Origin of the sequence: Corynebacterium sp. HMSC055G02, assembly GCF_001809065.1 — a bacterium.
Lineage (GTDB): Bacteria > Actinomycetota > Actinomycetes > Mycobacteriales > Mycobacteriaceae > Corynebacterium > Corynebacterium jeikeium_D.
In genome coordinates this window covers 1-19,109 of the sequence record NZ_KV795638.1, presented here as the reverse complement: position 1 = coordinate 19,109, position 19,109 = coordinate 1, and the positions used below count along the sequence as shown (strand labels likewise).

General features: G+C 60.3%; 16 protein-coding genes. All 16 read left to right on the top strand.

Features of this window, described 5'->3' with window-relative positions; translation table 11 throughout:
- Window positions 1-27 precede the first annotated feature (27 nt).
- The 16 genes from ndk (at window position 28) to holA (ending at window position 18,942) form a co-directional block, all read left to right on the top strand.
- Complete coding sequence (ndk, locus tag HMPREF2547_RS03030) at window positions 28-438, top strand: nucleoside-diphosphate kinase (RefSeq protein WP_038629458.1); 411 nt, start codon at window positions 28-30, stop codon at window positions 436-438.
- Window positions 439-1,009: 571 nt separating this feature from the next.
- Window positions 1,010-5,059 (top strand): translation initiation factor IF-2 N-terminal domain-containing protein, encoded by a 4,050-nt coding sequence (locus HMPREF2547_RS03025; RefSeq protein ID WP_070604675.1) that lies wholly within the window; start codon window positions 1,010-1,012, stop codon window positions 5,057-5,059.
- 383 nt (window positions 5,060-5,442) lie between these two features.
- Window positions 5,443-5,751, top strand: coding sequence for a 50S ribosomal protein L21 (gene rplU, locus HMPREF2547_RS03020; protein ID WP_005511541.1), 309 nt, complete (start codon window positions 5,443-5,445; stop codon window positions 5,749-5,751).
- 40 nt (window positions 5,752-5,791) lie between these two features.
- Complete coding sequence (gene rpmA, locus HMPREF2547_RS03015; RefSeq protein WP_016422312.1) at window positions 5,792-6,049, top strand: 50S ribosomal protein L27; 258 nt, start codon at window positions 5,792-5,794, stop codon at window positions 6,047-6,049.
- A gap of 256 nt (window positions 6,050-6,305) precedes the next feature.
- A complete protein-coding gene (gene obgE / locus HMPREF2547_RS03010) occupies window positions 6,306-7,820 on the top strand; it encodes a GTPase ObgE (protein ID WP_049171005.1) in 1,515 nt (504 codons plus the stop codon).
- Between the two features lie 98 nt (window positions 7,821-7,918).
- On the top strand, window positions 7,919-9,265 hold the full coding sequence (gene proB, locus HMPREF2547_RS03005; protein ID WP_049171008.1) for a glutamate 5-kinase: 1,347 nt from the start codon (window positions 7,919-7,921) through the stop codon (window positions 9,263-9,265).
- Between the two features lie 175 nt (window positions 9,266-9,440).
- Window positions 9,441-10,154 carry a class E sortase gene (locus HMPREF2547_RS03000; protein ID WP_049171011.1) on the top strand — a complete coding sequence of 238 codons (714 nt, stop codon included), beginning with the start codon at window positions 9,441-9,443 and terminating at the stop codon, window positions 10,152-10,154.
- Entirely contained in the window at window positions 10,155-10,307 is a 153-nt protein-coding gene (locus HMPREF2547_RS10830; protein ID WP_016422316.1) for a hypothetical protein, read from the top strand.
- 14 nt (window positions 10,308-10,321) lie between these two features.
- On the top strand, window positions 10,322-11,665 hold the full coding sequence (locus HMPREF2547_RS02995) for a glutamate-5-semialdehyde dehydrogenase (protein ID WP_239660012.1): 1,344 nt from the start codon (window positions 10,322-10,324) through the stop codon (window positions 11,663-11,665).
- A 21-nt stretch (window positions 11,666-11,686) separates the two neighbouring features.
- On the top strand, window positions 11,687-12,442 hold the full coding sequence (gene nadD, locus HMPREF2547_RS02990; protein WP_049171017.1) for a nicotinate-nucleotide adenylyltransferase: 756 nt from the start codon (window positions 11,687-11,689) through the stop codon (window positions 12,440-12,442).
- 87 nt (window positions 12,443-12,529) lie between these two features.
- Complete coding sequence (rsfS, locus tag HMPREF2547_RS02985) at window positions 12,530-12,988, top strand: ribosome silencing factor (RefSeq protein WP_005511538.1); 459 nt, start codon at window positions 12,530-12,532, stop codon at window positions 12,986-12,988.
- A gap of 2 nt (window positions 12,989-12,990) precedes the next feature.
- A complete protein-coding gene (locus HMPREF2547_RS02980) occupies window positions 12,991-13,698 on the top strand; it encodes a histidine phosphatase family protein (RefSeq protein ID WP_049193921.1) in 708 nt (235 codons plus the stop codon).
- Entirely contained in the window at window positions 13,688-15,031 is a 1,344-nt protein-coding gene (locus HMPREF2547_RS02975) for a DegV family protein (protein WP_070439396.1), read from the top strand. The genes HMPREF2547_RS02980 and HMPREF2547_RS02975 overlap by 11 nt, the downstream gene beginning before the upstream one ends.
- Window positions 15,032-15,157: 126 nt before the next feature.
- Window positions 15,158-15,928 (top strand): ComEA family DNA-binding protein, encoded by a 771-nt coding sequence (locus HMPREF2547_RS02970; RefSeq protein ID WP_241482456.1) that lies wholly within the window; start codon window positions 15,158-15,160, stop codon window positions 15,926-15,928.
- Window positions 15,912-17,717 (top strand): ComEC/Rec2 family competence protein, encoded by a 1,806-nt coding sequence (locus tag HMPREF2547_RS02965; protein ID WP_070604672.1) that lies wholly within the window; start codon window positions 15,912-15,914, stop codon window positions 17,715-17,717. Before HMPREF2547_RS02970 ends, HMPREF2547_RS02965 begins: the two co-directional genes overlap by 17 nt.
- Window positions 17,718-17,883: 166 nt before the next feature.
- Complete coding sequence (holA, locus tag HMPREF2547_RS02960) at window positions 17,884-18,942, top strand: DNA polymerase III subunit delta (protein ID WP_083296851.1); 1,059 nt, start codon at window positions 17,884-17,886, stop codon at window positions 18,940-18,942.
- The last annotated feature ends 167 nt before the right edge of the window (window positions 18,943-19,109 follow it).

The window sequence follows — 19,109 nt, the reverse complement described above, 5'->3', positions numbered from 1 at the left end:
GGGGTTTGTCATAGTATGATGCTCACCATGACTGAACGTACTCTTATTCTGATCAAGCCGGACGGCGTTTCCCGCGGTCTGGTCGGCGAAGTTATCTCCCGCATCGAGCGCAAGGGCCTGAAGCTGGTCGCGCTTGACCTCCGTGTTGCTGACGAGGCAACTGCGAAGGAGCACTACGCAGAGCACGTCGATAAGCCGTTCTTTGGTGAGCTGGTTGATTTCATCACCTCTGCACCGCTGGTCGCTGGTGTTATCGAGGGCCCGAACGCAATCGCTGCGTGGCGTCAGCTCGCTGGCGGCACCAACCCGGTTGAGGCCGCAACTCCGGGCTCCATCCGCGGTGACTTCGCACTTGAGGTTGCTAACAACGTTGTTCACGGTTCCGATTCCCCGGAGTCCGCTGAGCGCGAGATTGGTATTTGGTTCCCGAACCTCTAAACGTTGACGGTTCAGCATTGACCCGTGAGCGTTGAACTGGCGCCGAACTGAGCAAGCAATTGTTTGCCGGTTCGGCGCTTTTTGCTTGTCGACGACCGTGGGGCGGCCCTTCAGCGGGCTGCACGTGTGAATGCGGGCACGGGCTGCAAATGTGAAACTGTAGGAGTTTATGACACTTTCCGGCAATTTTTCAGGCCATTTCTGTCATAAACGCAGTCAGTAACTCGGATTGGCCCGCCGCCACCAATGTCGGTGCGCGCCACCTGCTCGATATGTGCGACAATGGACAGCAGCAGTAGTGCCCGGGAGTTCGCTCCGGCGGATGAAATATGCCGCATGTGATCGCTGAATCCCCGAGTCAGCCGGTAGGCCTGCCAATAAGACTTTCATAATTGTTCATCGTTTTCGGCCCTCTATCTGCGCATTTGGCGCAAATGAAGTGGCTGTCGCAACATCGTTGCTCCGCCTGGTTTCCAAGGCCACAACGGATGTAGGCGCACATGGAATGACAAAGAGTGTGCTTCCTGTTGTCGGGTTTTGCGTGGTGGGGTGTCAAGGAGAAACAAATACAGTGGCAAATTTCAGCCAGGATGTTGTCGCTAAGGCACGCGAATTTGATCGTGAGTCAGCGGCTCTGAAAACCCGAGTCCACCACCTGGCCAAGAGCTTGGGGTTGACCTCGAAGGAAACCATCGAAGCACTGGGGCACGCGGGGATCGTCGTAAAGTCCGCTGCGTCCACCATTAATCAAAATCAGCTCGACGCAGTGCTGAAATTCATCGGTGATCATCCAGAGGATGCCTCGCTTGACGACGGATCCGCTGCGACCAAGCCAACCGGCGAAAAGCCAGCCGCGAAGGAAAAACAGTCGGCAGGTAAGCCGAACGCGGCAGATGAGAAGTCGGACGAGCAAACTGCAGCTAAGTCCGAGAAGAAGCCAGCTGCGAAGAAGAGCGGCAAGAAGTCGGCTGCGAAGAAGGCCACAAAGAAGGCTGCGCCGAAGGCAGCCAAGAGCGAAGCGGAGTCGGACGCAGCGCCTGCCGAGGAAGTGACCGAGAAGAAGGACACCAAGAAGGCCTCGGCTAGAAAATCCTCGGCAAAGCAGAGCGCAGAGAAGCAGAGCGCAGAGAAGCAGAGCACGACTAAGAAGCGAGCAACGCGTAAGCGGGCTGTGAAGAAGACCGCTGGCGCTCCGGAAGAAACCGCTGCGAAGGACGAGCAGAAGGACTCGAACTCGGTCGTCGAGGAAGCTGTTGAGGCTGTCGTTCAGTCGTCGTCGAAGAAGGCTGCAGACAAGAATGCTTCCGATAAGAAGGCTGCCGACACCGTAGCCGAGACCGCTGAGAAAACCTCCGCTGAGGAAGCTTCCGCCGAAGCACCTGCTGCAAAGAGCGCTGCAGTGACCACACGTCGTGGCCGCCGAGTTCGCCGTGCGGTCCGCACGACCAGCGCTCCAGTGGCAGAGGAAGCTCAGGAAGCGCAAGAGCCGCAGAAAACGCAAGAGCCGCAGGATACGCAGGCAACTCAGAGCGAAGCCCTGCAAGACATCGAGCCGCCGGTAGTCCCGGAGCCGCCGGTTGCGGAAGAGCAGACCGCGTTTGCGCCTATCTTCCTGGCGCCGCAGGCTGTCCCGGCTACGGCCAAGAATTCGGCCACCGAGGATGCAGCTTCAGCTGACAACGGGGCCTCCAACCAGGGCACCGATGACAACGCGGGGGAGGGGCAGGACGGCTCGTCGTCAAGCGAAACGGAGCGTCAGCCGCGCCCGCGTCGTCGCCGTCGTGGACGTGGGCGTCGTAATGATGACGCGCAACAGGCGGAGAAGACCACCGAAAACACAGAGCGCGAGGAAGAGGAAACCCGCGAAGAGGTCGAGGAACCGCAGGCGATTAAGGGATCGACTCGCCTGGAGGCGCAGCGACGTCGCCGTATCGAGCGTCGTGAGGAATCGCGCAAGCGCCATGTAATCTCGGAGGCGGAATTCCTGGCTCGTCGTGAGTCGGTGGAGCGCACGATGGTGGTGCGTGAGCGCAAGCGCCATGACCACGCGGGCATTGTCACTGAGGTGGGTGTGCTGGAAGATGACCTGCTGGTCGAGCACTTCGTTACCTCTGACACGCAGACCACGCAGATCGGCAATATCTACCTCGGTCGCGTGCAGAACGTCCTGCCCAGCATGGAAGCGGCGTTCATCGATATCGGAACCGACCGCAACGGTGTCATTTACGTAGGTGACCTGAACTGGAAGCTGCTGGGCACGAAGTCGCGTTCGCGCAAGATTGAACATGCGCTGAAGGCCGGCGACCAGATTTTGGTCCAGGTGTCCAAGGACCCGATTGGTCACAAGGGTGCGCGTCTGACCACCCACATTTCGATGGCTGGTCGATTCCTGGTGTACGTGCCGGGCGGCCGGAGCGCGGGTATTTCCCGCAAGCTGCCGGAGCCGGAGCGCAAGCGCCTGAAGTCGATTCTGAGCGAGGTTACGCCGGAGGGCTCGGGCACGATTATCCGTACCGCAGCCGAGGGTGTGTCCAAGGAGGCCATCGAGGCCGACATCAAGCGCTTGGAGTCGCAGTGGCAGGAGATCTGGGAAGCCTCCGAGGCAGCGAAGGCGAAGCGTGGAGCAAAGCCGATTGCGCTGTACGAAGAGCCAGACATGCTGGTCAAGGTCGTCCGCGACGTCTTCAACGAGGACTTCTCGCGTCTCGTGGTGGAGGGCGATCGCCCGTGGAACACAGTGACGGACTACATCGGCGACCTGGCACCAGAGCTGGAGCCGCGACTGCAGCGCTACTTCGCCAAGGAGCACGGCGGCGCTGATGTCTTCGAGCACTTCCGCATCGATGAGCAGCTGGCCAAGGCACTCGACCGCAAGGTCTGGCTGCCTTCGGGCGGCACGCTGGTCATCGACCGCACCGAGGCCATGACGGTCATCGACGTCAACACCGGTAAGTTCACCGGCGCTGGCGGAAACCTGGAAGAGACGGTCACTCGCAACAACCTGGAGGCCGCTGAGGAAATCGTCCGCCAGATGCGTCTGCGCGATCTGGGCGGCATGATTGTCGTCGATTTTATCGACATGGTGCTGCCGGAAAACCAGGACTTGGTGCTGCGCCGTCTGAAGGAGGCCCTGGGCCGCGACCGCTCGCGTCACGAGGTCTCCGAGGTCACCTCGCTCGGCCTCGTCCAGATGACTCGCAAGCGTCTGGGCACAGGCCTGCTGGAGACCTTCTCCACGCCGTGTAGCTGCTGCAATGGCCGCGGTCTGATTATCCACATCGATCCGGTTGAGCAGGACAATCAGGGCCGTGGCCACAAGAATGGCCGTCGCAACGACGAGCAGGACAAGTCCAAGCGCCGCAACAAGTCGCGCTCGGAGCACAATCCGGCCAACCACCCGGCCGCGCTGGCCATGCACCGCGATCAGAGCGACCAGGCAGGCTCTTCCAAGGCAACGCGTGACGACGACACGGAGACCAACCAGCGCGATAAGGACGCAGCCGACAAGCGTGTCGCAGCTGCTGTCGAAGCTGTCATCGTCTCTTCTGAGAACGATGAGCCGAAGCCGCCGCGTCGTCGCCGGGTTCGTAAGAGCCAGGGCCGAAACGATGAGCAGCGACAGAACGGCCGTGGCCGTCAGGAGCGCCGCGAGCGTACTGAGCAATCGGAGAACTCCAATGACCTGGCTGCTCTGGCTGCCGCAGCTGTTGCGGAAGCCCGTGAGAAGGACCCAGAGGAGCCGTCGGATGACCGTTACATGCCGCAGGAGGGGCAGCGCCGCCGCCGTCGGGCTACGCGTCGCCGTGTAGCGGAGCATGTTGCCGTTGATTCGGCTGCACGCGACGCTGATGACCGCGACGAAGAATATGGTGATCGTCGCAAGCGTTCGGAGCGCCCGACCCGTGCTGAGCGTGCCGAGCGCACCGATAACGGTGGAGGCCGTGGCGACGCTGAACGCTCCAGCAGCGCTAGCGCTCGACATCGCCGTCGTCGCGCTGTGCGTCGTACTGCTGTGGATGAAACCACTGCGCCTCAGGCTGGGTCTCAGGCAGCTTCCACCACAGATGTGAGGGAGCCAGCCAGGAATGGCAAGGGCGGCAACGCTAACAAGACCGGTAAGGCTGTGGCCGAGGAGTCCCAGACCTATGAGGAGGCGAAGGAGGCGTTCGAGCGTTCTCCACGCCGTCGTCGTCCGACGCGCGGTAACTCTCGCTCGGATCGCGCACCGCGCCGCGAGGACTTCGAGTCCACTAAGCCAAAGGCGGACGCTGAAGGCAGCAAGGGCGGAGATCGTGCGAAAGACAACCGCGATGACAGCAACCGCAGCACCAACCGCAGCGCCAACCGCAGTGGCGGTGGACGCCGCTCGGGCAAGTCACGGGTTGAGGTCGTAGCGGTCCAGGGCACGGGAGCTCGCCGTAATCGCCGTCGGGCGGTGCGCAGGGTCTCGTCGCAAAGCGATGCCGGAGCGACTGAGCCGAAGCAGCGACAGGGCGCTTCAAACCGCGCTACTAAGCCAGAGCAGAAGCAGGCTAATCGCGGTGCTGCGGCGCCGGAGACGAAACCGGCCAATCGTCGTCGTCGCGTGCGTCGTGCGGTGCGCCGAAGTGGCCAGAACTAGGTATTGGAAACCTGGAGTAAGACCAGATAGAAGGCTGTTTTCCGTTCCCTAAAGCAGGGGGTGGAAAGTGGCTTCGGAAACTGCCCGGGAAGACCGTGAAAACCAATGGGGGACAGGGTCTTACTCGGGCAGTTTGTAATTTAGGGGGATTTTTCGCTACTCTTGACCAGTCGCTGATTAGTAGGCGTATCTGGTCATGCCCACTGGTGCTTGAGGCGCTGGTGGTAAGGAAACGGCCAGAGCGGGGAAATCTACTCGGATTTGGCTTTCGGGTATGTCCCTGAAGTGTTCTGCACACGCAACTAATCGCAATTCCATTGTCCAGTCAAGGAATTACAAAGATTCCTTGAGTCGAGTTTCTCAGATAAAGGGGTAGCCCTCCTATGTACGCGATCGTCAAGACCGGCGGCAAGCAGTACAAGGTTGCCGAAGGTGACCTCGTCAAGGTCGAGAAGATCGAGGGTGAGCCGGGTTCGTCCGTGGCTCTCACCCCGGTTCTGCTCGTCGATGGCGCAGATGTCATTGCGGATGCCGACAAGCTTGCCAACGTTACCGTTAACGCAGAGATCGTCGAGGCCGCTAAGGGCCCGAAGATCCGCGGCATGCACTACAAGAACAAGACTGGCTACAAGCGCCGCTACGGCCACCGTCAGCCGCTCACTGTTCTGAAGATTACCGGCGTCTCCAAGTAAACCGCCGAAATTCCAATTAGCTTTTCCCTAGGAGAAAATCATGGCTACTAAGAAGGGTGCATCCAGCACCAGCAACGGCCGCGACTCCGAAGCTAAGCGCCTCGGCGTGAAGCGCTTCGGCGGCCAGCAGGTTAAGGCAGGCGAGATTCTCGTTCGTCAGCGCGGTACCTCGTTCCACCCGGGTGAGAACGTTGGCCGTGGCGGCGACGACACTCTCTTCGCTCTGAAGGCAGGCGCAGTCGAGTTCGGTACCCGCCGTAACCGCCGCATTGTCAGCATCGTTGAGAATAACTCCTAAGAACAACCCTCGGTTGTCCACATAGGATTACTGCAACGTTGAATTTGAGGCAGGTTTAACTGCCTTGCAGAAGAGCCGATTCCTTTCCCACTGCGAAAGGTAATCGGCTCTTTTGTTGTTTATTACTGTTTCGCGCTTTTAGGTTGCGAGGCAGCGTTTTGTTACCGCCTAGACTTCTGCCCGTCGGCTCGCTTAAATTAGGGCATTACTCCAGGCACTAGAAGATGGCTCTCCGCTCGGAAGTGTGTGTGATTTTATGTCTCGTTTTGTAGATCGTGTCGTACTGCATTTGCAGGCCGGCGACGGTGGTCACGGCTGTAACTCGGTGCTGCGTGAAAAGTTCAAGCCACTCGGCGGGCCCGATGGCGGCAACGGTGGCCACGGTGGCGACATTGTGCTGGTCGTCGACCCGCAGATTCACACTCTGATGGACTTCCACTTCCATCCCCACATCAAGGCTGCCAACGGTAAGCCCGGCGCGGGTGATCACCGCAATGGTGCTCGCGGCGAGGACCTGGTTCTCGGAGTGCCGGAGGGCACGGTTGTGATGACCGAGGATGGGGAAGTGCTGGCGGACATGACCGGTAAGGGGGACCGCTTCATCGCCGCTGAAGGCGGTTACGGTGGCCTGGGCAACGCAGCGCTGGCGAACAAGAACCGCCGTGCGCCGGGCTTCGCTCTCCTCGGTGAGCCTGGCGAGGCCAAGGATCTTGTCTTGGAGCTCAAATCCATGGCAGACGTTGGACTGGTGGGCTTCCCGTCAGCCGGAAAGTCCTCGCTGGTCAGCACCTTGAGCGCTGCTAAGCCGAAGATTGGTGACTACCCATTTACCACGCTGCAGCCGAACCTGGGTGTGGTCAACGTTGGCTACGAGTCCTTCACCATCGCAGATGTGCCGGGCCTTATCCCGGGGGCGTCTGAAGGCCGTGGTCTTGGGTTGGATTTCCTGCGTCACATTGAGCGCTGTGCTGTGCTGGTGCATGTGGTGGACGCTGCTGCGCTGGAGGGCGACCGCGATCCGGTCTCTGACATCAAGGCGTTGGAGGCGGAACTCGCCAACTACCAGTCGGTGCTGAAGGCCGACGTGGGGCTTGGGGACCTCGCAGAGCGTCCGCGCGTCATCGTGCTGAACAAGATTGACCTGCCCGATGCTCGCGAGATGATTGACATGCAGCGCGAGGAGTTGGAGAAGTTCCGCTGGCCGATTTATGAGATCTCTACGGTGACGCACGAGGGACTCAAGGAGCTGACCTACGGCCTGAAGGATCAGATTGCCGCCTACCGCAAGGCGCATCCGTTGCCAACAGAGCAGGAGCCCCGTGCGGTCATCCGTCCGGAAGGTGTGCGTGGCAAGAAGCGCGAAGGCGCGGACTTCACCATCGAGCGCGATCCGAATACCCCAGATGGGTTCATTGTGCGTGGCCGTAAGCCGGAACGCTGGATTAACCAGACGGACTTCGAAAACGACGAGGCAGTCGGCTACTTGGCTGACCGCCTGGCCAAGCTTGGTGTAGAAGATGCCCTGGCAAAGGCTGGGGCAACGGTTGGCTGCCCGGTGACGATTTCCTATCTCACCTTCGAGTGGTACCCGCAGCAGGTCGCGGGCACCGATGACTTCGTGCCGAGTGGCCGTGGTACCGACGATCGTCTCTACGTCAACGAGCGCACTAGCGCTGAGCAGCGTAAGCGTGCATCGCAGGCCCGCCGTGGTCTGATTGACGAGTACGATTTCGGAGATGGCGAAGAGGCTATTCGCGACCGGTACTCATAGTCGCGGGCGCCAGCGTCGTCGGCAAGCGAAGACTTCAAACTTGCATTTTGCCATTAATTGTTTAAACAATTATATAGTCAGAATTACATTAGACCGTCATGTTTTCCATTAGTGAAATGAGTGAGTCAGTTATCCCTTCCGACACCGTTGCCAACGATGTTGACGTCACTGGAGCAGATGCATTAGATGCCCCGGTAGCTACCCCGAAGTCTGAATCGGACGCGCCGATTTCCCGTGAGGAGGTCGACGAGCTGCTTCACAACAATCCTGAGTCCACCGTCGCTGAGATTGAAAAGGCGACTGAGAATTTATCTCCGGGAACCAAAGGCGGTTTCGATTCCGAGACTCGTGAGGCAATTCGGACCGCGAAGCGTGTCGTGGTGAAGATTGGTTCTTCCTCGTTGACCGGATCTGACGGTCGTACCGATCCCGAACGCATCGACTTCATTGCCGATGCCCTGGAAAAGCGGATGGGCTTTAGCGATGTCATTGTCGTGTCCTCCGGCGCGGTGGCATCCGGAATGGGGCCGCTGGGGCTGACTTCGCGTCCCACTGATTTGGCGACCAAGCAGGCGGCTGCAGCGGTGGGGCAGGTGCGCCTGGCACAGGAGTGGGGACGCTCCTTCCTGCGCTATGGCCGCACTTCTGCGCAGGTGCTTTTGACCTCGGACGATGCAGGTGTGCGTTCGCGTGCCCGCAACGCTCAGCGCACTATCGACCGCCTGCGCCAGCTGGGTGCAGTGCCAATTGTCAACGAAAATGACACGGTCGCGACCTCGGAGTTCCGCTTCGGCGACAACGACCGCCTGGCCGCCCTGGTCAGTCACCTGGCGTACTGCGATGCACTGATTCTGCTTTCCGACGTCGACGGCCTCTACGACCGCAACCCGGCCGATCCAGGTGCAACCTTTGTGCCAGAGGTGCGCAGCGGTAACGACTTGCGTGGTGTTATCGCCGGTGACGGTGGGGCATTGGGCACCGGTGGAATGGCCTCGAAGGTGTCTGCCGCACGCCTGGCTTCGCGTGCTGGGGTGCCGGTGCTGCTGACTTCGGCGTCCAACATTGAGCGAGCACTGGACCAGGCAGATGTGGGAACCGCTTTCGCCGCGAAGGACAACCGCTTGAGCGCCTGGAAGTTCTGGATGCTCTACGCAGCGGATAGCTCGGGCCTGCTTCGCCTGGATGCCGGCGCGGTCGACGCTGTGACCCGCATGCGCAAGTCGCTGCTCCCGGTCGGTATCACCTCGGTTGACGGTGAGTTCTCCGCTGGTGACATCGTCGACCTGATTGGCCCGAGCGGTGAGGTCATCGGACGCGGCGAGGTCAACTATGACTCTGAAGAATTGCTGGGCATGATCGGCTACCACACCGAGGAATTGCCGAATGACATGCAGAAGCCTGTCGTCCATGCCGACTACCTGTCGGATTTCGCCTCCCGCGCTTAGGAGAGCGTTGCGCTGAGAGCTGCAGCGCTTAAAGACGCGCACCTGGGCGCGCCCGGACAGAGGTGCCTCGGCAAAGACCGGCTGAGTGGGGACTAGCTGAGTGCGGACTGGCTGGGGGGAGGAGCGCCTGAGCGCGGACTGCCTGGATGAGGAACTTTCGGGCATAATCCTAAGTGTGTTATCGAAAATTATTGGCGTCATCGGCGAGTTGCTCTTGACAGCTGGAGTGCTGGTGGCGCTCTTCGCCTTTTATCTGCTGTACTGGTCTGGTCTTGAAACTGGGAAAGCTCAGCAGCAGGCTCGTGATGAGCTGCAGCAGGCATGGTCCGCACCGGCATCGGCCGCAGCTCAGGCGCCAGAAGGCACGGAGCCAGCTGTTGAGGGCTCCTGGGTGCCTGGCTCTGCGGTGGCGATGATTTCCGCTCCTAAGGCCGGTTTTAGCGATTTGGTCGTATTCGAAGGTGTCTCTCAGGAAGTTTTGCGCGGTGGCCCCGGCCATTATCCGAGCACAGCCCTTCCGGGGCAGGTGGGCAACAGCTCTTATGCCGCCCATCGTGACGGCCACGGAGCTCCCTTTGACAACATTGACCGCCTGCAGACGTGCGATGACATCACCGTAGAGACGCGTGATGCTATTTACCGCTACAAGGTATTGCCGGTCGACGGTATGGCTGGCGCAGGGGAAAGCTTCGACTGCGTGCCAGAAGGAACTAACGTCCCCGAGATTCCCGGCCAGCACATTGTCACTCCAGACCGCGCCGATGTCCTCAATCCGGTCGGTGACGCGACTCTACTTACGCTGACTACCTGCCATCCGCAGTGGGACAACACTCATCGGCTCATTATTCACGCGGTTCTCGCCGGTGTTGAGACCAAGGAGGTCAACTAGATGTACGCAGCTTTTTGGCGATCCCTGCCGGGTCCGTGGTGGGTGAAAGCGATCATCACCATCGTGATTGCCGTCATCGTGTTCCTGCTGTTGATGAATTACATCTTTCCTTGGGTTGCTGAGCTAATTCCTTCAAATGATGTCTCACTCTAGTTATGCTGGTAGACATGACTGCTCAAACGAACGAAACTGCTAACACCATTCAACAGGGCATTGCCGAGGATTCGGCTCTTAGCCCGGAGCGTGCTGCTGAGCGCGCCGAGGTTTTAGATAAGGCACAGCGTGCCAAGGCTGTCGCGGGAGAGCTGGCTCGCTTTACGTCGGCACGCAAGAACGAGCTCCTGCTGGCCGCAGCAGATGCGCTGGTCGCCCGTACTGAAGAGATTCTGGTAGCCAACGCCAAGGACATCGAGGCCGGTAAGGCCCGTGGTTTTAGTGACTCCCTGCTGGATCGCCTGCGTCTTGACGCCAATCGTGTTGAGGGTATTGCCGGTGGGCTGCGCCAGGTTGCGGCCCTGCCGGATCCGGTAGGCGAGGTGCTGCGGGGAAGCACTCTTCCTAACGGCATTAAGCTTTCCCAGGTCAGCGTTCCGCTGGGCGTGATGGGCATGGTCTATGAGGCTCGCCCGAACGTTACTGTCGATGCCTTTGGTCTGGCGCTGAAGTCGGGCAACGTGGCCTTGCTGCGTGGCTCCAAGTCCGCCGTCCACTCCAACACGCAGCTGGTCGCGGTTTTGCGTGAGGTGCTGGCCAACCACGATGCACCGGAGGACCTTGTTCAGCTGCTGCCGTGTGAGACCCACGATTCCGTGCAGGATCTCATCACTGCCCGCGGCCTGGTTGACGTAGTGATTCCGCGCGGCGGTGCCGGTCTGATTGAGGCCGTCGTGACGAAGGCAACGGTGCCGACCATTGAGACCGGTACCGGTAACTGCCATATCTACATCGATGCTTCCGCCGATATCGACGAGGCGATTGCGCTGATGATTAACGGCAAGACCCGCCGTCCGAGCGTCTGTAACGCCACTGAAACGGTTCTCATTGACTCGGCGCTGTCCGCGCAGGATCAGGTCCGCATTTTGGACGCGCTTGCCGACGCGGGCATTGCGGTCCACGGCGATGTCGATAATCTGGCGGCCTCTGGGTGGACCGGTGAGGTCATTCCTGCGACGGAAGAAGACTGGTCGGATGAGTACCTTTCGCTAGACATTGCCGCACGCATTGTCGACGGTGTGGTGGCCGCGACGGATCACATCACTGAGTACTCCTCGGGTCACACGGAAGCTATCTCTGCACGTGACTGGGGCGTGTGCCAGGAGTTCGTCGACCGTGTTGATGCTGCCGCTGTCAGCGTCAATACCTCCACTGCGTTCACCGATGGTGAGCAGTACGGTTTCGGCGCAGAGATTGGTATTTCCACCCAGAAGCTGCACGCCCGTGGGCCCATGGGGCTGCCGGAGTTGACCAGCAGCAAGTGGGTTCTGGCTGGTCGTGGACAGACTCGTCCGTAGTGCCCGGGTAAAGTGCCAGTCATGATTAAGCGCAAGAAAAGTGTGCGGTCGCGAGTACACGCCGCGTTGACAGCGAAGTCGGCGGAAGCGCCCCGGCAGCGCATTGGCGTAATGGGTGGCACTTTTGACCCCATTCACAATGGTCACCTGGTTGCCGCGAGCGAAGTGGCAGACCGTTTTGACCTCGACTTTGTGCTTTTCGTGCCCACGGGTGAACCGTGGCAAAAACGCGGCCGGAAGGTCTCTCACAGCGAAGACCGCTACCTGATGACGGTCATTGCCACTGCGTCGAACCCGCAGTTTTCGGTCTCGCGGGTTGATATTGATCGGCCGGGTGCGACCTATACCGTCGATACGCTGCGGGATTTGAAGGTCATCTATCCCAACGCGGATCTGTTCTTCATTACCGGTGCCGATGCGCTGCAGAAGATTATGACGTGGCGGGACTGGGAGGAGATGTTCGACGCAGCAACGTTCGTCGGTGTCACTCGTCCAGGGGTTCACCTGCGGGCAGAGGACCTGGAAGGAATCGACGCTTCACGGTTGCACCTCATCGAGATTCCCGCCATGGCTATTTCTTCTACCGATTGTCGAAAGCGTGCGGAGGCAGGACGCCCTGTTTGGTACTTGGTGCCGGATGGCGTGGTGCAGTACATCGCTAAGCGGGGTCTGTACCAGTCTGCTGAGGGCACGGTTGGTTCTGTGGGCCCCGCATCGGTGAACTCGACCTCCGAGGATGCGGCATCGGTGGATGCGAAGTCCGATACCGCGGACTGAAAGTTAGCAAAATCCCGCTGAGACGGTAAGTTACAAGTACAAACGCTGTTTTTCACGACTTTTAATCACAAGGAGCTGAAGTCTTTCGTGACTGCACAACCACGCGCCATTGAGCTGGCGACCGCCGCGGCGAAGGCCGCCGATAGCAAAAAGGGTGAGGACGTCGTTGTTCTCGATGTCTCTGGCCCGGTGGTGATTACGGACGCATTCGTCCTGGTCAGTGCTGACAATGAGCGTCTGGTTGCCGCAATCGTCGACGAAATTGAGGACGATCTGCGTGACCTCGGCGCAAAGCCGGTTCGCCGCGAAGGTGTCCGTGAGGGACGTTGGGCGCTGCTGGATTACGGCGACATTGTCGTGCATGTCTTCCGCAGTGAAGAACGCGACTTCTACGGCCTGGATCGACTGTGGCGCGATTGCCCGCGCATCGAGGTCGAGGGCATCGAGCAGCCGAGCAACGAGGACGGCGAAGATTCCGCCCGCAATGCTCGTTCTATCGACGAGATTCCGCTGGCTGCCGAAAACCCGGACACGGACGAGTTTTAATTGTGGCGGGCTCACGCGAGGCACATGTTGCCGCTCGACGTCGCCTGATTATGCTGCGGCACGGGCAGACCTCGTATAACGCTACCGGCCGCATTCAGGGACAGCTGGACACGCAGCTTTCCGACGTTGGTCGCGAGCAAGCCCGTACTGCGGCGCAGTACCTGGCGGAGGCTGAACCGCGAATCACAAAAATCGTGTCCTCTGACCTGACCCGGGCAGCCGACACCGCCCGCGCGCTAGCTGAGGCCACCGGTGCAGAGTTGAGTTTTGATAAGCGCCTGCGTGAGACCAACCTCGGTGAATGGCAAGAGCGCACCTACGACGAGATTGACTCCGCGTTTCCCGGTATGCGTGACCACTGGCGCCATAATCTCAACTGGGCTCCCAAGGGCGGCGAGACCCGCTTTGAGGTTTCCAACCGAATGCTGGCGGTCATTGCTGAGCTAGCGGCCAACCCCGATTGGGAGTTGGATACCTTTGTGCTCGTATCCCACGGTGGTGCCATTGCTGCCGCTACCGCAGCCCTGCTGCAGATGCCGCGCGACTACTTCAGCACGTTCAACGGCCTGGGCAACACTGCGTGGGTCGAAATGGAGCAGCGCACGCGCGTCAATGGTGAGACCTCCTGGTACCTGAATGCTTTTAACGCGAAGGTCCGTGAGCGGGAGTCGCAGGTTTCTGATTCTTCAGGAGGCCGCCATGCCCGGTGACGGTCGCGTTCGCATTGTTGTTGATGACACCGCGTGCCTGATGCCCGAGGTTGCCCGCAAGCTCGACATCACCGTGGTTCCCATCGGCCATGACATCAATGAAGACGCCGTCACCACGTCGGCAGTCAGTCCACTGAAGTTGTGCGCCGCATATGCGCGTGCGCTGGAACGCTCCAACAAGGATGGTTCTGACGCTGGCGTTGTCGCCCTGCATCTTGGCAAGGGAATGTCCGCGACCTGGTCTAACGCTGTCACAGCTGCTGGTGCGCTTGACCGTGTGACCGTCATCGATACCGACACAGTCGGAGCCGGAGTCGGTGCCGCTGCCATCGCGGCGGCCAAGGCTGCGAGGGCCGGGGCCAGTCGTGATGAGGTTGCCGATGTTGCTCGTGATGTGCTGCAGCGCTATCGACTCTGGTTGTTCGTACCAAAGCTTGATTCGCTGCGCCGTGGTGGTCGCATCTCCGCGGGCCAAGCGATGCTTTCCACGGCTCTCGCTATCAAGCCCATCGTCGGCATCAAAGATGGCTCACTGGCGCTCGTCGCCAAGTGCCGGACAGAAGCGAAGGTCAAGCAGCGCATGGTGGATTTCGCCACGAAGATGGTGCGGTCCGCGTCATCGGCGAACCGTCCGCCTGCGGTATTGCTGCATCATTCCGACGCGCTTGACGACGTTCACGAGCTCCAGGCCATGCTTGCCGAAGAGCTACCCGACGATACCCGGTTTAGAATCCTCGATTTGCCGGAGTCTCTTACCGCTCATGTCGGACAGGGAGCCTATGCAGTTGGCATGGTCTCCGGTGGCTCGATTGATTCGGATGCCATGGATTTTGAAACAGAGATGGGCGTGACAGCGCTGCTCCACAGCGTGGAGGAGAGTGACGCGCCTGCTGTTGATGCTGAGGCTGCGGACACGGTGGAACACGATTCCGGGAACTTAGTCGATTCCGGTGACTCTGCTGACACGGATGGTTCGGCTGAAAACGCTGGCACCACGGACCCAGGTGAGCCAATCACCGACCAGGCTGCGGTGAAAGTAGTTGAGAATCCGGCTGCCAGTCGCAACCGCAATAAACGAATCCATCGCACAGTCGTGACTAATGAACAGGGAATTCCGCTTTTCACCACGGCGGTTTCTAAATTGCCAACGTGGAGTGAGAATCGCCAAGCAGCTCTGGATAAAGCTGAGCGTCTGGCGAAGGCTATCTCTGATTTGGCGCTGCGCGATAAGTCCGATCCCGAGGGAGCTGTATTTGGCACCGAAGGGGAGAAATCGCGGGAGTCGTCGTCAAGCAACAAGCGTGATGATGACGGCGACGAGAAGAAGAAGTAGTTGCTGAACTGCGAAGATGATGTGGCCTGTGGATAACCCCCACAGGCCAATTTTTATCCACAGATGGCGCCTCGATGAGTGCTTTCGTCGAGGTGGCATGTGGGGCGGGGCGCTAGTGTGCGCATCGTGACGAATTTGCGGAATCGGCTGGCGGACTATCTGGAACCGATTGATCAAGACAAGCGCATGGCGGTGGACTTTTCCACGCGCCGGGCGGTGGTGACGCCGCGGGTGGCGATGGCTGCGTGCATTGTGATTGCGGTGTTGGCCTTGGGAGTAATCGCTGCGGTGGTGTGGCCGTCGACGCCGCAGGTGGAGATGCCTGCGGTGCAGGACGCGGCTGTCGCGGGGACGACACCGGAGACGACCGAAACCCCAGCGGAGACGCCAGCCGGTGCGGGAAAGGAGACTAACGCTCAGGCACAGATGGGGCCGTTGATTGTGTCGGTGGTGGGATTGGTTGTGAATCCAGGCGTGGTGGAGGTGCCAGTGGGTGCGCGGGTGGTGGAGGCAATTGAGCGTGCGGGTGGGCTTTTGCCGGAGGCTAATCCTGCCAGCGTGAACCTGGCGGCACCGTTGGTAGATGGTCAACAGATTGTGGTTGGGACAGAGGCGCTGCCAGCAGGGACGGCGGAGGGCGGTTCCGATGTTTCTGGCGGTTCTGGCGCCGGTGCTGCAGGCGGGGCTGGCCCGGGTGGCTCTGACGGAAAGATCAACATCAACACCGCCACTGCTACGCAGCTGGAGGAATTGCCCGGAATTGGACCCGCAACGGCGACCAAAATCATCGACTTTCGTGAAAAGAACGGGCCTTTTGCGAGTATCGACGCACTTGAGGAGGTTCCGGGAATCGGCCCGGCTAAGGTAGAGGCTCTGCGCGATGCCGCCACCGTCTGACCTGCGCGCTCGTGCTGGGCTCGACGTGCGGCTAGTGCCAGCAGCGGTGTTGGCGTGGGCGACTGCGGTGGCAGTGATCATGCGCCCAGAATGGGCGATAGTTGTGGCACCAACCGCAATCGTGACTGCGGTGGTGTTGCCGTGGGCGTGGCAGCGTTGGTCGTGGCGATGGGGAAGAGGTGCGGTGACCTCCGGCTGGCGAGCAATCGTCACTATCGTGGTGCCAGCTGTGGCGGTGGCCAGTGTTGCGGTGGCCACGCGAATCCGCATAGCGCAAGCCCGAGCCCACGAGCTCTATGACGACATTGGCGGGATGTCGAAAGTGCAATTGCGCCTCGTCACCGAGCCGAAAGCTACCGAGTTCGGGGCCAGCGCGAAGGCCCGCATCGAGGGCCTTCCGGGGCAGGTGTCGGTTTTCGGAGACGAGCAACTGTTGGCGGTCACGAGAGACGCCGTAGTTGAATCCACAGCCGGTATACGTGTGGCCAGCAAACCCTGCATTAGTGGTATCCAGCTGAATCTGCGCGGCGATATTGAGGTCATCGCGCCACCGCAGGGGCTGGCAGCTCAGGTGCGCCAGCAGCTCTTTGACTCGGCGCAGAATCTTCCCGTTGGTCCCGACCGCCTGATTCCCGCCATGGCCATCGGCGATGAGCGCGGCTTTAGCCTCAACGACGGCGACATGATGACTGCCTCTGGGCTTTCACATCTATCAGCAGTCTCTGGAGCGAACGTTGCGCTTGTTATCGGGGCTGTTGTAACCGTGTTCTCGTGGGCTGGGCCGCGGGTGCGGGTCGCAGTCGCCGCACTTGCCCTGTACGGCTTCGTGGCAATTGTGGGCACAGAACCGTCAGTGCTACGCGCAGTGGTCACCGGTTGCATTGGGCTGTTGGCGATTCTCGTAGGACGAGCTGGCCAAGCCATCGCGGCGCTATCGGCTGGCATTATTGGGTTGATTCTCCTGGCACCAGACCTATCGGTATCAGTGGGCTTCGCCCTGTCGGTCGCAGCCACCGCTGGGTTAGTCCTTCTTGCCGAGCCCCTTGCCAGACGCCTGTCCGCCACCACCGTTATGGGTACCTGGCCCGCCCCAGTAGTCCGCGCCGTCGCCGTATCGATTGCCGCACACGTGGTCACCATGCCCGTATTGGCGCTTCTCATCGGCGAAATTAGTCACGTCTCACTGCTCGCCAATCTCCTCGCCGCGCCCGCCGTCGCACCGGTTACTATCGCTGGTTCGCTCGCTGCCGTTGCCGCCGCACTGCATCTCAATTGGCTGGTCAGTGCGCTGCTCTGGTGCGCCGCGCCGTGCGCATGGTGGATTCATCAGGTCGCACGCCTCGCTGCGGGAATCGTCGCGTCCGCCACTGGGGCGGTCACGTTGGTCATCTCCTGCACGCTCACGTTCGCATGCTTGACGACGCTCTGGGCGTGGCCCCGTTTTGCGCTCCGCGCTGGGGCCTGTGTCGCTGTCTTGGCAGCAGGTAGTTATGCCGTTATTTGGGTGTTCGGGCTGGACATTGCGCGTGCCCCACAGGGGTGGAGTGCTGCCGCCTGCGCTGAGAAGAACCAGGTTGTTCTCATTCACGCGGAGGCTGTCGGAGAACCCGTCAACCATGTGGCATCGGTTGGTTACCCTGCACCGACCTCGCTCAGCCGGCAGTGCCGAATTGCACTCGGACTCACCGAGGAAGAGGCGGGGACGTCCAGGTGCTCGATGACACCACCAATAACCCCACGACAGAAACCGTGGCGGTGGAGTCCCCGTCGTACATCGCTGAATCCGTGAGCGGCCAACCGTCCCAATCAGGCCGCTCACCCCAGTGGTTTATCGCCCGCGAGTGTGGTCCGCGTGTGCGAGAAACCGTAATGACACCCGACCACATTCCTGTGGTGTGCCCACAGCGAGATGGGCCACAAGCCCTGTATTCCAATGGTGAAGTCTGGCGAGGAAGGTGAAATCCGGGCTGTCCCGTAGGCTAGAAACAACAGTCGCAGGAATCAACGCGGAAAAGAGGTCGGGATTGAGCGCCGTCGCACCCGTGAATTTGATTGTGGGCAAAGAGGAACTGCTGAAAGACCGCGCCCGCCTCGCCATTGTCGCTGCCGTCCGCGCGCAGGCAGCAACGGAGTCCGATCCGGGTGGACGCTCGGTGCCTGTGACCAACATCCGCGCAGGGGACATGACCACTGTCGATGCCGTGGAGCTTTTCAGCCCCTCGTTGTTTGGAGATGACCGGATCGTGGTTGTTACCGACTGCCAAGACGCCGGCAAAGAGCCTGCCAAGCTGTTGATGGATTCGGTTAAGGATCCCGCGCCGGGCATCACGTTGATTCTCCTTCACAGCGGTGAGGGGCGTCAGAAAAAGATGGTCGCTGACCTGCGTAAGTTGGGGGTCCGCTTTTTCGAAGCTCAACCGCTTAAGCGAAACGACTTGCCCGGTTTTGTTGGCGAAGAATTCGCCTCACACGGGGTTAAGGTGCGTCGCGACGTCATCGATACCGTCCTGGATGCGGTCGGTTCAGACCTCCGCGAACTGGCGACCGCCATTTCCCAGCTGTGTGCGGATACAGCGGGCAAGGTCACCTCGGAAGCAGTGCGCACCTACTACGGTGCTTCGGCGGAGGTCTCGGGCTTTGAGATTGCCGAGCTCGCACTGCGCGGTCGCGGTGGGGAAGCGTTGGCCAAGATGCGCCGCGCCTTGCAGCTGGGCATGGCACCGGCACTGCTGTCGGCTGCAATCACGGGAATGGTCGGTGATGTAGCGCGGCTCCACGGGGCACGTGGTGTCAATGCGCGTAGAGATGCCCACCGCTATGGCATGCCGCCGTGGAAGTTGGAAAAAACTCAGCGGTTGGCATCTGCCTGGTCAACCCCGGCGGTTGCTCGCGCTGTGGTTGTCGCGGCACAACTGGATGCGGACACCAAGGGAGCCTCGTCGACTCCCGAGCTGTCGCTGGAACAGTCGGTGCTTCGTATCGCTGAGCTGGCCCATTCGTCCCATCGGCGTTAAAATTTACGGGCTGCAAATGTGAAACTGTGTGAGTTTATGACACTTTCAAGCCATTTTTCAGGCCATTTTTGTCATAAACGTAGTCAGTAACTCGCATCGCCCCACCGCCGCCAACCATAAACGCAACCACTAAGGGTTAAGTAGCAAAAAGTGTGTCTGACTTTCAG